Source organism: Flavobacterium myungsuense, assembly GCF_042677265.1.
GTDB lineage: Bacteria > Bacteroidota > Bacteroidia > Flavobacteriales > Flavobacteriaceae > Flavobacterium > Flavobacterium myungsuense.
In genome coordinates, this window is record NZ_JBHTIZ010000010.1 from 1 (window position 1) to 18,720 (window position 18,720).

General features: G+C 35.9%; 16 protein-coding genes. 7 read left to right on the forward strand and 9 right to left on the reverse strand.

From position 1 onward, the window contains the following. Positions 1–293, forward strand: a 293-nt coding sequence (locus tag ACFQ0S_RS03110; RefSeq protein ID WP_379819048.1) for a T9SS type A sorting domain-containing protein, incomplete at its 5' end; no start/stop codon positions are given. Between the two features lie 246 nt (positions 294–539). Here the strand turns inward: ACFQ0S_RS03110 and ACFQ0S_RS03115 are convergent. The 6 genes from ACFQ0S_RS03115 to ACFQ0S_RS03140 form a co-directional block, all read right to left on the reverse strand. Continuing rightward, positions 540–1,454, reverse strand: a complete 915-nt coding sequence (locus ACFQ0S_RS03115) for a pseudouridine-5'-phosphate glycosidase (RefSeq protein WP_379753587.1) — start codon at positions 1,452–1,454, stop codon at positions 540–542. Beyond that, positions 1,441–2,373, reverse strand: a complete 933-nt coding sequence (locus tag ACFQ0S_RS03120; RefSeq protein ID WP_379753584.1) for a PfkB family carbohydrate kinase — start codon at positions 2,371–2,373, stop codon at positions 1,441–1,443. The genes ACFQ0S_RS03115 and ACFQ0S_RS03120 overlap by 14 nt, the downstream gene beginning before the upstream one ends. 155 nt (positions 2,374–2,528) lie before the next feature. Next, positions 2,529–2,810 (reverse strand): Txe/YoeB family addiction module toxin, encoded by a 282-nt coding sequence (locus ACFQ0S_RS03125; RefSeq protein WP_379753581.1) that lies wholly within the window; start codon positions 2,808–2,810, stop codon positions 2,529–2,531. After that, complete coding sequence (locus ACFQ0S_RS03130) at positions 2,786–3,031, reverse strand: DUF2683 family protein (protein ID WP_379753578.1); 246 nt, start codon at positions 3,029–3,031, stop codon at positions 2,786–2,788. The genes ACFQ0S_RS03125 and ACFQ0S_RS03130 overlap by 25 nt, the downstream gene beginning before the upstream one ends. Before the next feature lie 108 nt (positions 3,032–3,139). Further along, complete coding sequence (locus ACFQ0S_RS03135; RefSeq protein WP_379819049.1) at positions 3,140–3,274, reverse strand: hypothetical protein; 135 nt, start codon at positions 3,272–3,274, stop codon at positions 3,140–3,142. A 57-nt stretch (positions 3,275–3,331) separates the two neighbouring features. After that, complete coding sequence (locus ACFQ0S_RS03140) at positions 3,332–3,718, reverse strand: HU family DNA-binding protein (RefSeq protein ID WP_379753575.1); 387 nt, start codon at positions 3,716–3,718, stop codon at positions 3,332–3,334. A 1,091-nt stretch (positions 3,719–4,809) separates the two neighbouring features. Between ACFQ0S_RS03140 and ACFQ0S_RS03145 the strand changes: the two genes are divergently transcribed. Both ACFQ0S_RS03145 and ACFQ0S_RS03150 read left to right on the forward strand, forming a co-directional pair. Continuing rightward, entirely contained in the window at positions 4,810–5,799 is a 990-nt protein-coding gene (locus tag ACFQ0S_RS03145; RefSeq protein WP_379753572.1) for a helix-turn-helix domain-containing protein, read from the forward strand. 309 nt (positions 5,800–6,108) lie between these two features. Continuing rightward, on the forward strand, positions 6,109–11,106 hold the full coding sequence (locus ACFQ0S_RS03150; protein ID WP_379819050.1) for an InlB B-repeat-containing protein: 4,998 nt from the start codon (positions 6,109–6,111) through the stop codon (positions 11,104–11,106). 52 nt (positions 11,107–11,158) lie between these two features. On the opposite strand, the gene smpB is transcribed toward ACFQ0S_RS03150, so the two are convergent. Next, positions 11,159–11,611, reverse strand: a complete 453-nt coding sequence (gene smpB, locus ACFQ0S_RS03155) for an SsrA-binding protein SmpB (RefSeq protein ID WP_379753566.1) — start codon at positions 11,609–11,611, stop codon at positions 11,159–11,161. 61 nt (positions 11,612–11,672) lie between these two features. Between smpB and ACFQ0S_RS03160 the strand changes: the two genes are divergently transcribed. After that, positions 11,673–11,897, forward strand: a complete 225-nt coding sequence (locus ACFQ0S_RS03160; RefSeq protein ID WP_379753563.1) for a VF530 family protein — start codon at positions 11,673–11,675, stop codon at positions 11,895–11,897. A gap of 18 nt (positions 11,898–11,915) precedes the next feature. Here the strand turns inward: ACFQ0S_RS03160 and ACFQ0S_RS03165 are convergent, their stop codons facing one another. Next, entirely contained in the window at positions 11,916–12,767 is an 852-nt protein-coding gene (locus ACFQ0S_RS03165) for an aldose 1-epimerase family protein (protein WP_379753560.1), read from the reverse strand. 97 nt (positions 12,768–12,864) lie between these two features. Between ACFQ0S_RS03165 and ACFQ0S_RS03170 the strand changes: the two genes are divergently transcribed. From ACFQ0S_RS03170 to dnaK, 3 genes are all read left to right on the forward strand, one after another. Further along, positions 12,865–13,146: a hypothetical protein gene (locus ACFQ0S_RS03170; protein WP_379753557.1), complete on the forward strand. Its 282-nt coding sequence runs from the start codon at positions 12,865–12,867 to the stop codon at positions 13,144–13,146. Positions 13,147–13,338: 192 nt separating this feature from the next. Next, positions 13,339–15,588: a M1 family metallopeptidase gene (locus tag ACFQ0S_RS03175; protein ID WP_379753554.1), complete on the forward strand. Its 2,250-nt coding sequence runs from the start codon at positions 13,339–13,341 to the stop codon at positions 15,586–15,588. A gap of 231 nt (positions 15,589–15,819) precedes the next feature. Continuing rightward, positions 15,820–17,706 (forward strand): molecular chaperone DnaK, encoded by a 1,887-nt coding sequence (gene dnaK, locus ACFQ0S_RS03180; protein ID WP_379753551.1) that lies wholly within the window; start codon positions 15,820–15,822, stop codon positions 17,704–17,706. 70 nt (positions 17,707–17,776) lie between these two features. Here the strand turns inward: dnaK and ACFQ0S_RS03185 are convergent, their stop codons facing one another. Next, the gene (locus ACFQ0S_RS03185; protein ID WP_379753548.1) at positions 17,777–18,661 is read right to left on the reverse strand and encodes a Brp/Blh family beta-carotene 15,15'-dioxygenase; all 885 of its coding nucleotides are present in this window, start codon (positions 18,659–18,661) and stop codon (positions 17,777–17,779) included. Positions 18,662–18,720 lie beyond the last annotated feature (59 nt).

The following is an 18,720-nucleotide window of genomic DNA, read 5'->3' on the forward strand; positions in this document are numbered from 1 at the left end:
AATTAACTATTCCAAGTTCTAGAATGTCAGACACAAATACTTCTAGCATCTTTAACGTAAAAGCGTTCCCTAATCCATTTGCATCGCACTTTAGTTTAGACATCGAGAGTTCAAGCGACGCTCAAGTAGAGATGAAAGTATACGATATGATAGGAAGACAATTAGATGTTCGTAAGGCTACCGCATCAGAACTAAGTGTTCTAGAAGTAGGTCGCAATTATCCATCAGGAGTTTACAATGTTGTTTTATCTCAAGGAGATAAAGTAAAATCGTTACGAATGATGAAAAGATAATATTCAATATAAAATAGTATAACTCCAAAGCCTCTTCTAATTTTTGAAGAGGCTTTATTTATACTATTACCATTATTTAAGAAGCGCCAAATTATTCGAGATAACTAGTTAAAACCATTTTGGTTCTAAAAAAAACTCTAAAAAAATAAAAAATACAATACCCAATCTGTAAACAGCCTTAAACTTCAGTTTAGGGCTTTTTTTGTATAGAAAAGGCAGTAGTGTAGAGCAAAAAACCAAATGCTATTACTTGCAATGCGCTACCGCAATTTGAGCCGCTAACCTCGCATTGTTTTTAATTAAGGCAATATTGGTCTCTAAGCTTTCGCCTTGGGTATGATCAGCAATATATTTCAGTATAAATGGTGTTACTTCTTTGCCTTTTATCTTTTGTTGATTGGCAGCTTCCAATGCGTTTAAGATGTACTGTTCTATGGCATCTTGACCCATCTCAAACTCAGTTGGTACAGGATTCGCAATCAATACGGCGCCGTCCAATTGCATCCCCCATTTGGCTTTCAATAAATCGGCAATAGCGTCTGCAGAATCCAGTCGCAAAGGGGAATCAAACCCACTTTTAGACGAATAAAAACTAGGAAACTCATTCTGGCCATAGGTCACCACAGGAATGCCAAGCGTTTCCATATATTCTAAGGTCAAGCCAATATCTAAAATAGATTTTACACCCGCAGCAACAATCGCCACATTGGTTTGTCCCATTTCAGTTAAATCAGCTGAGATGTCCATCGTTGCTGTAGCTCCACGGTGTACCCCGCCAATACCTCCGGTAGCAAATATTTTAACACCCGCCATGGCAGCAATTCGCATTGTGGCCGCAACGGTAGTTGCACCTGGGAGTTTTTGAGCAATAACATAAGGCATGTCTCTCAAACTCACTTTCCAAACGTTTTGTGCCTGAGCAAAATAATCAATAGCTTCTGACGATAATCCCACTAAGCATTTTCCCTCTTTAATGGCAATGGTAGCCGGAACAGCTCCTTGTTTTCGTACTTCATCCTCTACTGACTTTGCTGTGATGGCATTTTGAGGCCAAGGCATTCCGTGGGAGATAATAGTAGATTCTAGTGCCACAATAGGTAAATTGTTATCTAAAGCATGTTGCACTTCTGGACTTAGGACTATAAAATTAGAGGTGTTCATTATAATAGGTGTTTTTAATTTGGTATAGATATTCACTGTTCAGGTGCTGCAGTACTGCTCCTTTAATTTGTAATACTTCTAGCGCTAAAGTATGTGCCAATTGCAGGCAAGTTTCTTCGTTTTCGTGATTAAGAAAGCCAAAAACCCAACCCGCTAAGGCAGCATCACCGGCGCCAGTGCTGTCGCTAATGCTAATTTCAGGAACTTGCAATGCCAACGATTGAGTGGCGGTGTAAATAACGGAGCCTTGATTTCCTTTTCTAATCCAAACCTGTTGCACGCCGCGACGAAACAAGCTTTGCACAAGAGCCAACTCATCGGTCGTGTCGCCAGTAGCCATGGCTCTGAGCTCGTCTTCATTAGGTGTAATCATAAAAACGCCTTCTAAATCCAATGCCGCTAGCTTGGAGGCTTTAGCCACCGAAACTGGCTCAATAATTAGTTTCTGTCGGTGCGTTTTAGCAAAATCAATCAACCACTGTATGCTTGCTATGGGGATATTAGTGTCGAGGATCACCAAGTCAAAGGCTGCAATAAAGTGCGATTTAGACTCCAAGAAATCGGGGGTGAGGTATGTGCTGCTGATGTCTTGACAAACCGCTACCACCAGATTTCCGTCAGGATTCATAATAGAAATATATTTTCCGGTACTGTCATTAGCATAAACACAATGGTCTAGCACAATGCCTTTTTGGTTTAAACTTTTGGTAATGTACTCTGCATCAGCATCTGCGCCTAATGCCGTTATTAGTGAAGGATGAAGTTGTAACAATCCTAAATGCTGCGCAATATTACTTATAACACCACCTATACTGGAGGTTTTAGTCGCAGGATTAGAGGTGCTGGGAATGCAATGCTGTTCACAAAAATACAACTCGTCCACTAGTGTTGCTCCAATACACAAAACCGATTTCTTCATGAAACAAATATAGAAAATTTATTCGAAATGGTTTTGTTCCTGTAAACACAAAAGGCGTAAGATTCAATTCTTGCGCCTTTTTTATTGAGAAGAAAAAGAGTCTAGTTTTTTTTAATTTTTTGGTTGAAACCTATTGTTTGCCTTCGAGACAGGTTTTATTTATCAGAATAATGACCCATTGCCGAAACAACTTCTACTAATACTAAAGTATCACTTACCGAATAAATCATTCGGTCTTTAAGATTTATTTTTCTGGACCAAAATCCCGTTAAACTATACTTTAATGGTTCGGGATTTCCGATGCCTTCAAAAGGGGTTTCAGTAAGTTCTTTTAAAATCTTTTCAATTCGTTTAATGCTAGACTGATTACCTGATTTTAGATGTTGGGTAATATGTTTTTTGGCTATTTCTGTTACTTCAACCCTAAACTTCCCCATACATCATTTGGATTTATTACGGTTCTTTTATTACTTTTTGCTGATTTTAAAACCATTTTTACGAATTCTGGATTGTAGTTGTCTTTTTCTATTTCTTTTAAAGTAGTACTATTTAATTCGGAATCAATACGTACTCCTTTATTAGTGGCAGAAAGCATTTTAGCAAGCTCCAATACTATTTTTCCCGCTTTAGTTCGTTCGTTTATAGTTATAGTTTTCATAATGAGTGTTATTAAAAGACAAATATACAAAAAAATCATGCCTATTTAGTGATGCGATCTTTTTAGTGAAACACATTTTTTGTTTAAAATTCTATTTTTTTATTCTTCTTACTTGTTAGGTGTAATTATTACATACGTCAGTTCGAGTATTTTTTGTGGTGTAAAATGCAACGAAACTTCTCGATACGCTTCGCACTCGAAGTGACGTATATCGAGAACCGTTTTTAATGAAATTTTTCTCATCATCTCAATCTTTCAAAGATGTTTAATCTGTGATTGAAAGCATTTTTACCCCAAATGCTATTTGCCCTTCCTAATAAAACGCAACTCTTTAAGCATGGCCTTAAACTTCTTGCCCGGTCTAAAAATAACTGAAGCACTTCGAACGTTTTTTGGAGACACGCCTTCGGGAGTTTCACTTGCGTTTCCCTTCACGCTAATTTGAAAAGCACCTAATTGCCCAAGTCGTACAATTTTTCCCGCCTCTAATTCTTTAGAAACCATTGCAACCAAACTAATAACAACCGCATAACAATCGGCTTGCGTTAAGGAAGAGCTATAGGCAATTTGTTCTGAAAGTGCTTCTAAATCTATTTCTCCCGTTTTAGTGACTTTAGGATAATACAGCATCGAAGCGCTAGGATTTGTGGGATTGGTTTTCCCAATAGGGGTAATAGTAATAGCCATAATTTTAGGAGGTCAAGAAGTTATACCAATAACATTTGTAAAATAGTACAATAGTTTATGGTGTAATGCCTATATAGTATGAAAATAGTCCATCTTTAATGGACTATATTGACCCGAGCGCTAGTGAACAGGCGAAGCAATACATAATCGGTATTATTTTTTGCTCGTCCTGACAAAAATATGCATTTGTCTGTATCAAGCAACAAATTTACCACGGTAAATTACACAAGTTACCTAGGTAACTCACTTAATTTACCGCGGTAATTTAATTGATTAACCGTGGTAAAATAAAAGTCTTGTTCTGATTGAGTGTTGGTTTGGTCTAGACATAAAGCAATAGTAGTAAGATTGCGTTAATTAGCTAACTATTATGTTTATGGTAATAATGCTAAAGTTCATTACTAATTTGTTCCAAATGACAAATAGCAAATAATACCAATAACATTTGTAAAATAGTCCAATAGTTTATGGTGTAATGCCGATATAGTATGAAAATAGTCCATCTTTATTGGACTATATTGAATACATAATCGGTATAAATATACAGAAGTCACGATATATCTAAAAGTGTCCTTAACATACAAAATAAAATTTGACTGTACGCTAATCGGACTAAGAATTCAGTAATGGGTAGCTGATGACAAAGATTAGAGGGATTTTGCTTCGCCAGTTCGACCTTTGATCTCGGGTCACTGATTATCATATAAAAATCTGTTTTTATCAATTTAAATACGAGTCATTCGTGTACTATTTTAAAAATTGGTATAAATAACGGATTGTCATGAAATAAAATAACCTTAATATTAGTATTTCGTAAAATTCTATTATGTTTGCGTCTCATTAAAAAGTACAAGTTGCATTCTATAATTCCTTATATCTGTTTAACAGGCCTATTTTTGCCCTTGCTCATCCTTTTTTATAATAAGGGATACCGAACCGCGAACCGCTATTTAGCTGGATTCCTTTTTTTTGCGGCTTTGTATTTATTGGAGAACTTTTACTTTTTTTATGGCAAAACACTCTTTATAATCGCTTTTTTTACAAATACCCACGCTTTTTTTTATTTAATTGGTCCGTGTGCCTTTTTCTATGTGAGAAGTATTTTAAAAGACAACAGTAAACTCAATACAACAGATTATTTACACTTCGCTCTTTTTATCATTTCTTTTGTGGGTTATCTTCCTTATTTTTTTTCCAGTTGGGATTATAAACTCAATATTGCTCAAAACATTTGTAGCGAAAATTGGGATATGGCAGCTTTTCATATCAACAAAATTATCCCACATAAAATAGACCAAGGATTAAACGTATTGCAGACCTATTTCTACGCAGTCAATCTTTGGTATTTACTGTGGCATCATAAAAAGGTAGCATTTAATCCAATCGTTACAACCGCACAGTACAAACTGATTCGGAATTGGCTCTATATTTTTATAGGGCTTGTTACTATTATTACCCTTAATTTTACCGTTGCCATGGCCAATATGTGGCTGTACGATGATAAATCTGTTTTCTTGAATCGCGCCAGTGGTGCCTTGCTTTTTGCTTCTATAATTTATATTGGAATGAATATGGCCGTTATGTTTTTTCCTCATATTATGTATGGCTTGCCTATAGAAAATCAATACCAACCCATAAAAGGGGCTATTCCATCTAATACCATTTCTATTGAAGAAAAGTACTCGGATGTTACCGATTTTTCTTCAGAAAAAAAGAAAGAACCCGAACTTTTTTCTTCAGAATATATTGAAAAGATAGAAACCCATCTACAAGAAAGAATCGAGAAGCAAAAGTATTTGGAAACCAACTGTGGTTTAAGTAAAATATCCGATGAAATAGGGATCCCAGCCCATCATTTGACCTATTATTTCAATGGTATAAAAAAACAATCCTTTTCGGACTGGAGAAACCAGTTGCGAGTTGCTTATGCTATCGGCATACTAAATCAAGGAAATGCGAACCAATTAACGCTCGAAGCCATTGGATTAAAAGTTGGTTTTAAATCCAATTCTACATTTATCCGTTCGTTTAAAAATGTAACCGGAAAAACACCAAGTGACTATCTGGTAAGTACTTCCTAAAATTAGGTAAAGGGTAGTGTTCAATCGGCCGTTTAAAGCAAGAGGCCTTAGTCAAAACTCAAATGGCGAAAGATTTAGTTCATGTTCCTTTTTTATAATTCGCTGTTACCAAAATCCCGAATTCGTTCCTCTCCCAATGAATTTCTTCTAGCTATTGACTCTTTTTCTTTGTACTAAAACTATACGATTTTTTGTTAAATCTTCTTTCATTTTTAAAAATGAAAGAAAGTTGAAGCCTCTGTGGTGTGATTATTTGTTATTTATTTTTTCTTTTGCGGGCTTTAAAATTAAGTTATATAAAATTCAAATATGGTGAATAGCACAAAAAACTTACAAACCCAAAAAAAACTTCTTAAGGCAATAGTATGTCTGCTTATTCTTTTTCAAATTTCAAACAGTTGGGCACAAACCAAAGTTTACAACGCCCTCCATTTTGACGGGGTCAACGACAATGCGATTACCACTACCCTTAATTTGGATAATAGTGTAGTTGGCATTACGACCTGGGAAGGATGGATCTATCCTACTACTAATGATGGTAATTACCGTATGATCATGAGCGTAGAAGATGGAGGTTGCGATCGTTTTATAGCTATGAACAGTGGTAATTATGTTATAGGAATTGGAACAACGATATGTTTGTGGACACCCGTAACTATAGATCTCAATCAATGGCAGCATGTGGCGGTTATTTATAACGAAGCTGCAGGATGGGTAAAATTTTATAAGAACGGTGTGGAGTACACCAGTTCATTATCGGGCCATAGCACAGCTGTTAAGTTTGGCATTGGCTGTTCTCAGCAAGCAGGCCCTACGCAATTTTTCCAGGGAGCTATCGATGAAGTACGGGTTTGGAATGTAGCCCGCACCCAGACTCAGATTCAGAACGCTATGTATAGTGAACTCGTAGGCAATGAAACCAATTTGCTTGCCTATTACAACTTTAATCAGGGTACTGCATCGGGGTCTAATTCCGGTGTTACTACCTTAACCGATGTTACCGGCAATGGGCACAACGCTACGCTCAGCAACTTTGCATTAACAGGATCTACCAGCAACTGGATCAACAGTACCTGGATGCAACCTCCCGGTAATGGTTTGTATTTTAACGGAACAACTAATTTCGTAAATGTGCCAAGTCGTACCAGTCCGTTTACAGGTAATGCGGATCATACCATAGAATTTAATGTGCTTTACAAAGGTGGACAAACGGGAGATCGTTGGTTATTGTGGTATGGTGCGCTTGCAGGTGATCAAATGGAAGTGATTGGGTATAATGGTGAAACCGGGAAAATTAAGGATCATCACGTTTCTACGGGGAATGATATTACGGCTACAACGGCAGCACTCGTTCCAAACAGGTGGACCCATGTGGCACTGGTATATAACGGATCGAGCCGAACTATGGCTGTTTATATCAATGGCACTTTTGTAGAAACGTTTAACTATGTATCCAATTTAGCCATTCCGGCAAATTCACAATTGCAATTGGGGACCTATGCTTCTGTTGCCGATGGGGTGAATTTCTCCTGCCATATGGTACTGGATGAAGTTCGTATTTGGAATGTGGCGCGCACGCAGTCTCAAATTCAGGCTGCCATGAATACCGAATTGGTGGGAACAGAGACGAATTTAAAAGTGTATTACAATTTCAATCAGGGTATTGCAGGTAGTACAAATACAAACCGAACTACTTTAACTGACAGAACAAGAAGCGGATATGATGGTACCCTCAGCAACTTTTCATTGTCAGGATCTACCGGCAACTGGGTGGAGAGTTATGCCATAGTGGTGCCAACATTATCTGCCGCAACAAGTTTTACATCTACCGGTTTTACGGCCAATTGGGCTGCGCCGGGCATTGGGACCATTACTAATTATGTATTTGATGTATCTACGAGTTCCGTTTTTTCTTCTTTTATTAGTGGCTACAATGGGCTGAGTGTATCCGGTACCTCTCAGGCCGTAACAGGTTTAAGCGCCGGCACTACTTATTATTACAGGGTGCGTGCTAATAAAACTTCCGTAACCGGACAGGGTGCTTACACTGAAGTGCAAACAGTACTTTTCAATACAGTCACTTATGATGGTAATAGCCATACAGGCGGTTCGGTTCCCTCCGCTAACACTGGTGCCAACGGAGCATCTGTAACCCTGGCTACTAACACCGGAAGTTTGACGAGAACGGGTTATACGTTTGGCGGTTGGAATACAGTAGCCAATGGTACCGGAACTAGTTATGCAGCTGGTGCTTCTTATACTTTATCAGGAAATATTACGCTGTTTGCACAGTGGACAGTGAACACCTTAACAGCTACTTATAATAGTCAGAGTGGTAGTGCGATATCTAATGGATCAACAACAACCGGAGGATCAATTTCAACTTCACCCGGCACACCTACAAGAACCGGTTATACCTTTAATGGTTGGTTTGCGGCCTCCAGCGGAGGCAGTGCCATTAGTTTCCCTTATACCCATGGCCAGACAGCGAACTTTACGCTGTTTGCACAGTGGACAGCGAACACCTTAACAGTTACTTATAATAGTCAGAGTGGTAGTGCGATATCTAATGGATCAACAACAGCCGGGGGATCAATTGCTGCCTCACCAGGATCACCTACAAGAGCGGGTTATACCTTTAATGGTTGGTTTACAGCATCGAGTGGCGGCAGTGCCATTAGCTTTCCTTATACCCATGGCCAGACAGCGAACTTTACGTTGTTTGCGCAGTGGACAGCGCCTCCAGGTAATGCTTTACATTTTGATGGGGTGAACGATAATGCGATTACCACTACCCTTGATTTGGATAACACTGTTGTTCCTGTTACTACCTGGGAGGCCTGGGTTTATCCAACTACCAATGATGGAGAATATCGAATGATTATGGGCGTAGAAGATGGAGCTTGCGATCGTTTCGTAGCGATCAATAGTGGTAATTTTATTGTAGGAATTGGTTTTCCTTTATGTTTATGGACTCCCGTAGCCATCGATCTTAATAAATGGCAGCATATTGCCGTTGTGTATGACGAAGGGGCAGGGGTGGCAAAATTTTATAAGAATGGAGTGGAGTACACCAGTTCATTATCGAGTCATAGTGCAGCGGTTAAGTTTGGCATTGGTTGTTCACAACAAAATGGTAATGGACCTGCTGGCGCTACGCAATTTTTTCAAGGGTCCATAGATGAAGTAAGGGTTTGGGAGGTAGCCCGAACCCAGAATCAAATTCAGAGTGCTATGCACAATGAACTTACAGGCAATGAAACCAATTTATTGGCTTATTACAACTTTAACCAGGGAACAGCATCGGGATTTAATTCGGATGTAATAACCTTAACAGATGTTAGTGGTCGCGGGTATAATGCTCCGCTAAGCAATTTTTCATTATCAGGAGCTACCAGCAATTGGGTTGAGAGTTATGCCATGGTGGTTCCAACATCATCTGCAGCAACAAGTTTAACTTCTGCTGGCTTTACCGCTAATTGGACCGCTCCCGCAATTGGTACAATAACCAATTATGTATTGGATGTATCTACAAGTTCTAGCTTTTCTTCTTTTGTTAGTGGCTATAATGGGCTGAGTGTATCAAGCACCTCTAAAGCTGTAACAGGTTTAAGTGCCGGTACCACTTATTATTACCGAGTACGTGCCGATAAAACTTCCGTAACTGGACAGGGTACCTACGCTGAAGTACAAACGGTACAATTGGCTGTTGACTATACCATTACTTTCGTACCGCCTGCCGGTTTAGCTGGTATGCCAAACCAAACGATTGCTGCTGGCGTTACAGCCAATTTAAGTGCAAATACGATGACCAATCCAGGCTATACCTTTGCAGGATGGGCAACCACCGGTGGAGGTGCAGCAGTCTATTCCGATGGAGCTAGCTATACTATGGGTGTAGGATATGTAACACTATGGTCAACATGGACAGCTAATACCTTAACAGTTACTTACGATAGTCAGAGTGGTAGTGCCATTTCTAATGGATCAACTACAACCGGAGGATCAATTTCAACTTCACCCGGCACACCAACAAGAACCGGTTATACCTTTAATGGCTGGTTTGTGGCATCGAGTGGTGGTAATGCCATTAGTTTCCCTTATACCCATGGTCAGACAGCGAACTTTACGCTGTTTGCACAGTGGACGGCAACATCAGTTCAAACCACCACAATAAGAGATAATTTTTGTGGAAAAACGTTTCGTTTCCTAAATGAAATTGTTCAATGTAATTCAGTTGCTACAGCCACGCAATATCGTTTCGAGGTAACAGATGAATCAAATGTTGTAAGAGTTGTTACAAGCGGTAATTATACTTTTAATCCAGCGGGTTTTACTTTTGATCATCCTACCAACCGCGGATTCAATTGGGCTAAAAACTACAGTTTCCGAGTAGCCCTTTACATAGATGGTAATTGGTCAGCTTACGGTCCTTTATGCACAGCACGTACACCAAACGAGCCACCAGTTTTACCTACTAAGTTAAGATCACCTTGGTTTTGTAACCAAACAGTAGCAAGCATGAACACTAACATTCAGTGCGACCCTGTTCATTTAGCTACAAATTATGAGTTTAGACTTACAGGTCCAGGAGGGTATAATCAAGCAAGGACTTCAACATCTATCGCTATCAATCTTACTACTTTTCCTAATTTAAGATACAATACGCAGTATACTGTTAGTGTAAGAGCGTTTAGTGGAGGTATTTGGATAGAACCAATAGAAACCTGTACTATAACCACACCAAGTGTGCCACAGACCTCTTTAGTATTCCAACATTGTAACATAAACACGACTACAAAATTTGTGGTTATGGCTCGAACTGTGTTTTATGCAGAAGCGTATAAATTTAGAATTTCTGATGGAACAACAATAGCAGAAATAGAATCGCCAAATATTAATTTTGCTGCATCAACTGTAACTGGTGGCATGATAGGAACAGGTAAAGTATATACTGTTCAAGTAGATGTTAAGTACAATGGTGTATTCTTAAATAATTGGGGACCAACATGTCAATTAACCATTCCAAGTTCTAGAATGTCAGACACAAATACTTCTAGTATCTTTAACGTTAAAGCATTTCCTAATCCTTTTGCAACGCACTTTAGTTTAGACATTGAGAGTTCAAGTGACGCTCAAGTAGAAATGAAAGTATACGATATGATAGGAAGACAATTAGATGTTCGTAAGGCTACTGCATCAGAACTAAGTGTTCTAGAAGTAGGTCGCAATTATCCATCAGGAGTTTACAACGTTGTGGTGAGTCAAGGTAAAAATGTGAAATCTATAAAAATGGTTAAACGATAAATGTTAAGAATTTAAAAGACCTCAAATTTTGTTTTGAGGTCTTTTATTAAAATTAAAATGATTTCTTTATTCTATCTAAATCACGCTTTGTGTCTTGTTCTTTTAATGACTCACGTTTGTCGTAAGTTTTCTTTCCTTTACAAAGACCAATTTCTAGTTTAGCCATTCCTTTTTCATTGGTAAATAATTTCAAAGGAACAATGGTTAATCCTTTTGCCTGCACACTTCTCGCTAAACCTTTTAATTCTCTTTTGTTAAGCAAAAGTTTGCGTTCGCTTCTTGCTTTATGGTTAAACTGGTTTCCAAAAGCATATTCTTCAATATAAGTATTTATAGCAAAGAGTTCGGTGCCACTAAACTCACAGAAACTTTCAGTGATATTTGCTTTGCCAAGTCTAATAGATTTTATTTCTGTACCAGCCAATACAATTCCAGCAGTAAAAGTTTCGATAATTTCATAATCGAAACGGGCTCTTTTATTTAGTATATTGATTGTTTTTAACATAGGACGGCAAATGTAACAACAAATGTATGAAAGACCAATAAAATTAATTTAAATTTGTGCAATGGAAAGCTCAAAAAACAAAGATCCACTTCATGGAATATCGCTTCAATTAATAGTTGAAAAACTAGTCGGTTTTTATGGCTTTGATACTTTAGGCGAATTGATAAAAATTAAATGTTTTACTGAGAATGCAAGCGTAAAATCGAGTTTAACATTTCTAAGAAAAACGGAATGGGCTAGAAAAAAAGTAGAAGAATTGTATATCAAAACGTTACCAAAATTCTAAATTTACTTCTTATATTTTTTATAAAATTTCAATACTAAAAACAAGGTCAAAAGTTTCATTTGCTTCAATGAATTGAATTGCTTCTTTATCCATAATTTTTCCGTTTGAGTGAATCGTGTCGGAATATCCCAACCATGGTTCTAAACAAATAAACGGCGCCTCTTTTTTTGTCCAGATTCCAAAATGAGGAAAATCATCAAATTTAATTTGAAGCAATGGAATGTTGTTTTCTAAAATAGTGATTTTTTTAGAATTTAAATTTTTAAAAATCAATGCATCATTCTCAAATAAAGAGTAGGTTAGAGGCAACTTATTTTCACTCATCTGGTGTTCAATGGTACTATCGGAAATCAAATCGTTTTCAAGTTGATAACTTATCAAATTTTCAGATTGATTAAAAGCCAAAGTATAACTTTCAAAATCTTTAGGTAATGCAAATGCAGGGTGAGCACCTATAGAAAAAGGTAATACGACATTGTCTTTATTATAAATGCTGTAGGCTATTTGCAACTCATTCTCAATTAAAGTGTATTTAAGTTGTAATTCAAATAGGAATGGGTATATTTTTAAGGTTTCTTCATTGGCCAAAAGAGAGAAAACAGCTTCTTCATTTGTTTTGCTAATTAACTGAAAATTAACATCTCTAGCAAAACCATGTCGCAATAATTGATAAGTAGTATCGTTATAAACAAAAGAATTATTTTTTAAAGTACCAACAATGGGAAATAATACTGGAGAATGTTTTCCCCAAAATTCAGGATTTCCTTCCCAGATATATTCTTTATTGAATTTGTTTTTGAAAGATATTAATTCAGCACCTTTATGATTAATTTCTACTGTTGAATGTAAATTTTTAAGAGTAGTTTTCATAATAATTTAAAAATTTATGACTTTTTATTTGTTTTGTAAATATATTTTATTACTTTCACATACCCAAATGCTATTTATTAACTAAAACTTAACCGTTATGATTACTTATTTCGAAATCGTAGAGAAAGAAAATATTCAGTCTCTCAAGTTCCCCAATTCAGATGTCCTTAAAGATAATGACGCCATTTATCAACGTAAAAATGAATTAAATCGTGCGCAAGCTCTTGGAAATCTAGAACATTCCAAAATTAAAATTTTCTTCGAAGACAACCAATCTAAAAAAGTTGTAGAAACTACAGTATGGGCTGTAACAGACAATACAGTTGTTCTCAAACAAGGCTTTGCAATTCCCATAAATAGGATTTTCAGGTCTGTTTAGTTGTGTCAAAATACTATGAAAGCCAACCAATGAGTTGGCTTTTTTATTTGGTACTTTAAACTAAAATTACGTTTTCAACTTAATTTTTAGCTAAAAGTATCTATTTTTTATTTTTATTTAATAAAAAGTATTTAGTTTGTGTAACTTTTACAAAAAAAGTAATTCTAAGTATTAAAATAAATTTATATGTCTATGAGATTAACCTATTGTAAAGTCATATTAATATTGGCTCTAGTTTTTGCAGTCCCAAGTATATTTGGACAACAAAGTCCTATTGTTTCTAAATATGATTATCACGATGCATTTGCACCACTTTTTTATACCAAAAACGGAACAGAAACGCGGTCGGCAAGTGGGCAACCAGGAGCAAAATATTGGCAAAATAGAGCAGATTATCAAATAACAGCAAGTTTAAATGATAAAAACAGTGAAATAACAGGCTCTGAAGTTGTAACATATACTAACAATAGTCCTGATAAATTATCTTTTTTATGGATGAATGTAGATCAAAACTTATTCAAATCTGATTCCAGAGGGAATGCTGTGATTCCTGTAACCGGGAGCAGAAACGGGGCCAAAGGTCAGGTTTTTGATGGTGGTCATAAAATCAAATCCGTAAAAATTATCACTTCAAGTAAAGGAAAAGTCTCAGAAACAGAAGCTAAGTTTTTTATAACTGATACGAGAATGCAAATTATGCTTCCTAAAGAATTAAATGCTAATGGCGGAATTGTAAAATTAAAAATTGAATTCTCTTATATTTCTCCAATTTATGGTTCAGATAGAACAGGGGTTTTAGATACTAAATATGGCAAAATTTTTACCATAGCACAGTGGTATCCTAGGATGTGTGTCTATGATGATGTAAAAGGATGGAATTCCCTTCCCTATATTGGAGCTGGCGAGTTCTATTTAGAGTATGGTGATTTTGATGTTACAATTACCGCACCATCAAATCATATCGTAGTTTGTTCAGGAGAATTAGTAAATCCCACAGAAGTATATACTCCCGAACAACAAAAACGTTGGGCAATGGCATCACAAAGTGATAAAACAGTTGTTATTCGTTCTGCCGATGAAGTGACAAATCCAGCTTCAAGACCTGCTACAAAACCCACTTTAAATTGGCATTTCAAAATGAAAAATGCTAGAGATGTTTCTTGGGCATCTTCGGCTTCATTTATTATAGATGCAGCTAGAATCAATTTGCCAAGCGGAAAAAAGTCAATGGCAATTTCTGCTTATCCAATAGAGAGTGACGGAAATGCTGCTTGGGGAAGATCGACGGAGTATACCAAAGCTAGCATTGAAAATTATTCAAAACGTTGGTTCGAATATCCATATCCAGCAGCGACAAATGTTGCTGGAAATGAAGGTGGCATGGAGTATCCTGGAATTGTTTTTTGCGGTTGGGAATCAAAAGGTGCGGATTTATGGGGCGTTACCGATCATGAATTTGGACACATTTGGTTTCCTATGATTGTTGGATCCAATGAGCGTTTATTTGCTTGGATGGACGAAGGTTTTAATACCTTTATCAATTCATTAAGTAGTGTTGATTTTAATAAAGGTGAGTATAAAATGCCTGCAATGAATTTACATCAAATGTCAGAGCCATATACAAATCATGAAATAGAACCTATTGTAACCGTTCCTGACGGGTTAAAAGAAGCAAATTTAGGCCTTTTAGCTTACAGCAAACCTTCGTCAGGGTTAGTAATCTTGAGAGAACAAATTTTAGGAGAGGAACGATTTGATTTAGCATTTAGGACATATATTTCACGTTGGGCCTATAAACACCCAACGCCAGATGATTTCTACAGAACAATGGAAAATGTTTCTGGTGAAGATTTGAATTGGTTTTGGAGAAGTTGGTTTATTAATAATTGGCGATTAGATCAAGGAATCAATGGAGTAAAATACATTAAAAACGACCCGAAACTAGGTGCAATTATATCTATTGATAACCTTGAGAAAATGCCAATGCCTGTAATTTTAGATATTAAAACCGTTAGCGGTAAAATTACTAGAGTTAAATTGCCTGTAGAAATTTGGCAGAGAAATAAATCATGGTCGTTTAAACACAATTCAACTGAAGAAATTGAAAGCATTGTTCTAGATCCTGATCATGTTTTTCCTGACAGTAATGAAGATAATAATTCATGGAAATCTGGAAACGGTATACTTGAAAAAGATGTTATATTAGATAACTATTTAGGAACGTATTCAAACAAAATGGCACCTGTAAAAATTATTTTTTCTGAAGAAAATGGAGTTTTAAATGCTACAATTACTGATTATCCTTCATTTGGTTTAGAAAATACGGGTGTCGATACTTTTGAGTCTAAACAAGCTGGAGTGCAATTTATATTTAATCAAAATAAAACGGGATTGGATATGATTTTATCTAACGGTAATAAAATACCTTTTACGAAAGAGTAGTTTTTGTATTTTTTTAAAATAAAGTAATAGCGGTTTCTAGAATATAGAAACCGTTTTTTATTCTAATTCAATGTACTAAACTAAATGGTTAAATGTCATCTTGTCATATTTTTCTCCACCAATTTAAATACGAACTGACAATTAATTAAATTTTTTATATTGGCATAAAGATTGACTTATTGCTCACGAGTTGTTAAAAATAAATATACAATAAAATTAAATATAATAAAAATGGGTAAAATAATCGGAATTGATTTAGGTACAACAAACTCTTGTGTCTCTGTAATGGAAGGTAATGAAGCAGTTGTTATCCCTAACGCAGAAGGAAAAAGAACAACACCATCAATCATCGCATTTGTTGAAGGTGGAGAAATTAAAGTAGGGGATCCTGCTAAAAGACAAGCAGTAACTAATCCAACTAAGACTATTGCTTCTATCAAACGTTTCATGGGACATACTTTTGCTGAAACTACAGAAGAAGCAAAAAGAGTTCCTTATTCAGTAGTAAAAGGAGACAACAATACACCACGTGTAGACATTGATGGTCGTTTATATACTGCTCAAGAATTGTCAGCTATGACACTTCAAAAAATGAAAAAAACGGCTGAAGATTATTTAGGTCAAACCGTTACTGAGGCAGTTATTACTGTTCCAGCTTACTTTAATGATGCTCAACGTCAAGCTACAAAAGAAGCGGGTGAGATAGCTGGTCTTAAAGTAATGAGAATCATCAATGAACCAACTGCAGCTGCATTAGCTTATGGTTTGGATAAAAAAGGTAAAGATCAAAAAATTGCTGTTTACGATTTAGGTGGAGGTACATTTGATATCTCTGTTCTTGAATTAGGAGACGGGGTTTTCGAAGTTTTATCTACAAACGGAGATACCCACTTAGGTGGAGATGATTTTGATCAAACAATTATTGACTGGTTGGCAGATGAATTCAAAGCTGAAGAAGGAATTGACTTGCGTTTGGATCCTATGTCTTTACAAAGAATTAAAGAAGCAGCTGAAAAAGCAAAAATTGAGTTGTCATCTTCTGCTGAAACAGAAATCAATTTGCCATATGTTACAGCTACAGCTTCGGGACCAAAACACTTAGTGAAAAAATTAACAAGAGCTAAATTTGAGCAATTGTCAGATGCGTTGGTAAAACGTTCTATGGCACCAGTAGCAAAAGCTTTGAAAGATGCAGGTTTATCTGTTTCTGACATAGACGAAGTTATTCTTGTAGGAGGTTCTACTCGTATGCCAAGAATTGCTGACGAAGTAGAAAAATTCTTTGGTAAAAAAGCGTCTAAAGGAGTTAACCCTGATGAGGTTGTTGCTATTGGAGCAGCTATTCAAGGTGGAGTTCTTTCTGGAGATGTAAAAGATGTATTGTTACTTGACGTTACGCCATTATCTTTAGGTATCGAAACTATGGGAGGTGTAATGACAACATTAATTGAGTCTAATACAACTATACCAACAAAAAAATCTCAAGTATTCTCTACAGCTGCCGATTCTCAACCTACCGTTGAAATCCACGTATTGCAGGGAGCTAGAGCAATGGCTGCTGATAACAAAACAATTGGTCGTTTCCACTTAGATGGTATTCCACCAGCACCAAGAGGAGTTCCACAAATTGAAGTAACTTTTGACATCGATGCTAATGGTATCATCAAAGTATCGGCTACTGACAAAGGAACTGGAAAATCGCATGACATTCGAATCGAGGCTTCATCTGGATTAACAGCTGAAGAAATCGAAAGAATGAAACAAGATGCTGAGGCAAACGCTGAATCAGACAAAATTGCAAGAGAAAGAGCCGAAAAATTGAATGAAGCGGATGGAATGATTTTCCAAACTGAATCTCAATTGAAAGAATTAGGCGAGAAATTATCTGATGATAACAAAGTAGCTATCGAATATGCATTAACTGAATTGAGAATGGCTCACCAATCTCAAGACATTCCAGCTATTCAAAAAGCTTTAGACAATATCAACGCTGCATGGAAAACTGCTACAGAAGCAATGTATGCACAAGGAGAGCAAGGTCAAGCACAAGAGCCACAACCACAAGGAGAGGCTCAAGGAGACAATGTTCAAGATGTTGAATATGAAGAAGTGAAATAATTATTTTTTTAATAATTGATGGACTAAACCGAGTTAGCAATAGCTCGGTTTTTTTTATTGAATATTGAATTTATTTTTTTTCAAACATTTTCAGAATAACTAGTACATGAGGAAAAGTTATAGAAGCTAAAAAAGAAAAAAACAAGGCATTAAATATTTTTTGGTCTTTAAGAATAAAATAAAGCAAAGCAATCCCAACTAATGAAACTATCCAATAAAAAAAAGCAGAACGGAAATATATTTTGAAATTTTCGAAACTAACCTCACCATAAAGAAATTTCATTTGGTTCATTATAGATGGGATACTATGCCAAAATATAAAATACAAAGCAAACCCCCATATAAGACTTGATACTTTAAATAGTATAGTAAATACAATTAGATAGAAAAGTTCCTTAAAAATAAAATTTTTGAATTCCTCATTTATAAAGTAAAGAAATACAATAAATAGTATAAATAAAAAAAGAAGAATTTTTAGAATAAGAAAAAATGAATATATTGGAACTCCTATAGATGTAATGGCTAAAATAATTGTATAAACTTCTTTATCATGAAATAAAAAAATTAAAAATAGAATTATTAGTCCATATATCATTTGGAAAAAAAATTTCACCCATCTGTTTGCTAGTTTTAGTTTTTCATTCCATTGTTGCTCACCAAAATGATAACCGCTTACTAATATAAATAAACTCAAAGCTAACCATGGAATGATATAAAATAAAATGGCTCCACTCAATACTATTGCTACATAATAAAGAAGGACTTTATAAAAATGAAGAGTTTTGCCTTTGGTATTTACAATTTTAATGAGTTCCAAATCGTTTGCACCATGTAAAATACCGAAAGTGAATATTAAGATAAATCCTACGCAAAGTTGACCAATAGTTGATAAATATGAATTTATCCATAAGCCAAAAAAGCTTGCTATAATTGCATAATTCGAGTAATTTGTCATTCAATTTTATTTTTGTTCAAAATTAGTTAAAAAAAAATAAACAAAATGTATTGTTTTTT

Bases quoted from the DNA above. Each gene is read 5' to 3' on its own strand.
- ACFQ0S_RS03115 (WP_379753587.1), bottom strand. From the start codon at position 1,454: ATGAACACCTCTAATTTTATAGTCCTAAGTCCAGAAGTGCAACATGCT.
- ACFQ0S_RS03120 (WP_379753584.1), bottom strand. From the start codon at position 2,373: ATGAAGAAATCGGTTTTGTGTATTGGAGCAACACTAGTGGACGAGTTG.
- ACFQ0S_RS03125 (WP_379753581.1), bottom strand. From the start codon at position 2,810: ATGGGGAAGTTTAGGGTTGAAGTAACAGAAATAGCCAAAAAACATATT.
- ACFQ0S_RS03130 (WP_379753578.1), bottom strand. From the start codon at position 3,031: ATGAAAACTATAACTATAAACGAACGAACTAAAGCGGGAAAAATAGTA.
- ACFQ0S_RS03135 (WP_379819049.1), bottom strand. From the start codon at position 3,274: ATGAGAAAAATTTCATTAAAAACGGTTCTCGATATACGTCACTTCGAG.
- ACFQ0S_RS03140 (WP_379753575.1), bottom strand. From the start codon at position 3,718: ATGGCTATTACTATTACCCCTATTGGGAAAACCAATCCCACAAATCCT.
- ACFQ0S_RS03150 (WP_379819050.1), top strand. From the start codon at position 6,109: ATGGTGAATAGCACAAAAAACTTACAAACCCAAAAAAAACTTCTTAAG.
- smpB (WP_379753566.1), bottom strand. From the start codon at position 11,611: ATGTTAAAAACAATCAATATACTAAATAAAAGAGCCCGTTTCGATTAT.
- ACFQ0S_RS03160 (WP_379753563.1), top strand. From the start codon at position 11,673: ATGGAAAGCTCAAAAAACAAAGATCCACTTCATGGAATATCGCTTCAA.
- ACFQ0S_RS03165 (WP_379753560.1), bottom strand. From the start codon at position 12,767: ATGAAAACTACTCTTAAAAATTTACATTCAACAGTAGAAATTAATCAT.
- ACFQ0S_RS03170 (WP_379753557.1), top strand. From the start codon at position 12,865: ATGATTACTTATTTCGAAATCGTAGAGAAAGAAAATATTCAGTCTCTC.
- ACFQ0S_RS03175 (WP_379753554.1), top strand. From the start codon at position 13,339: ATGAGATTAACCTATTGTAAAGTCATATTAATATTGGCTCTAGTTTTT.
- dnaK (WP_379753551.1), top strand. From the start codon at position 15,820: ATGGGTAAAATAATCGGAATTGATTTAGGTACAACAAACTCTTGTGTC.
- ACFQ0S_RS03185 (WP_379753548.1), bottom strand. From the start codon at position 18,661: ATGACAAATTACTCGAATTATGCAATTATAGCAAGCTTTTTTGGCTTA.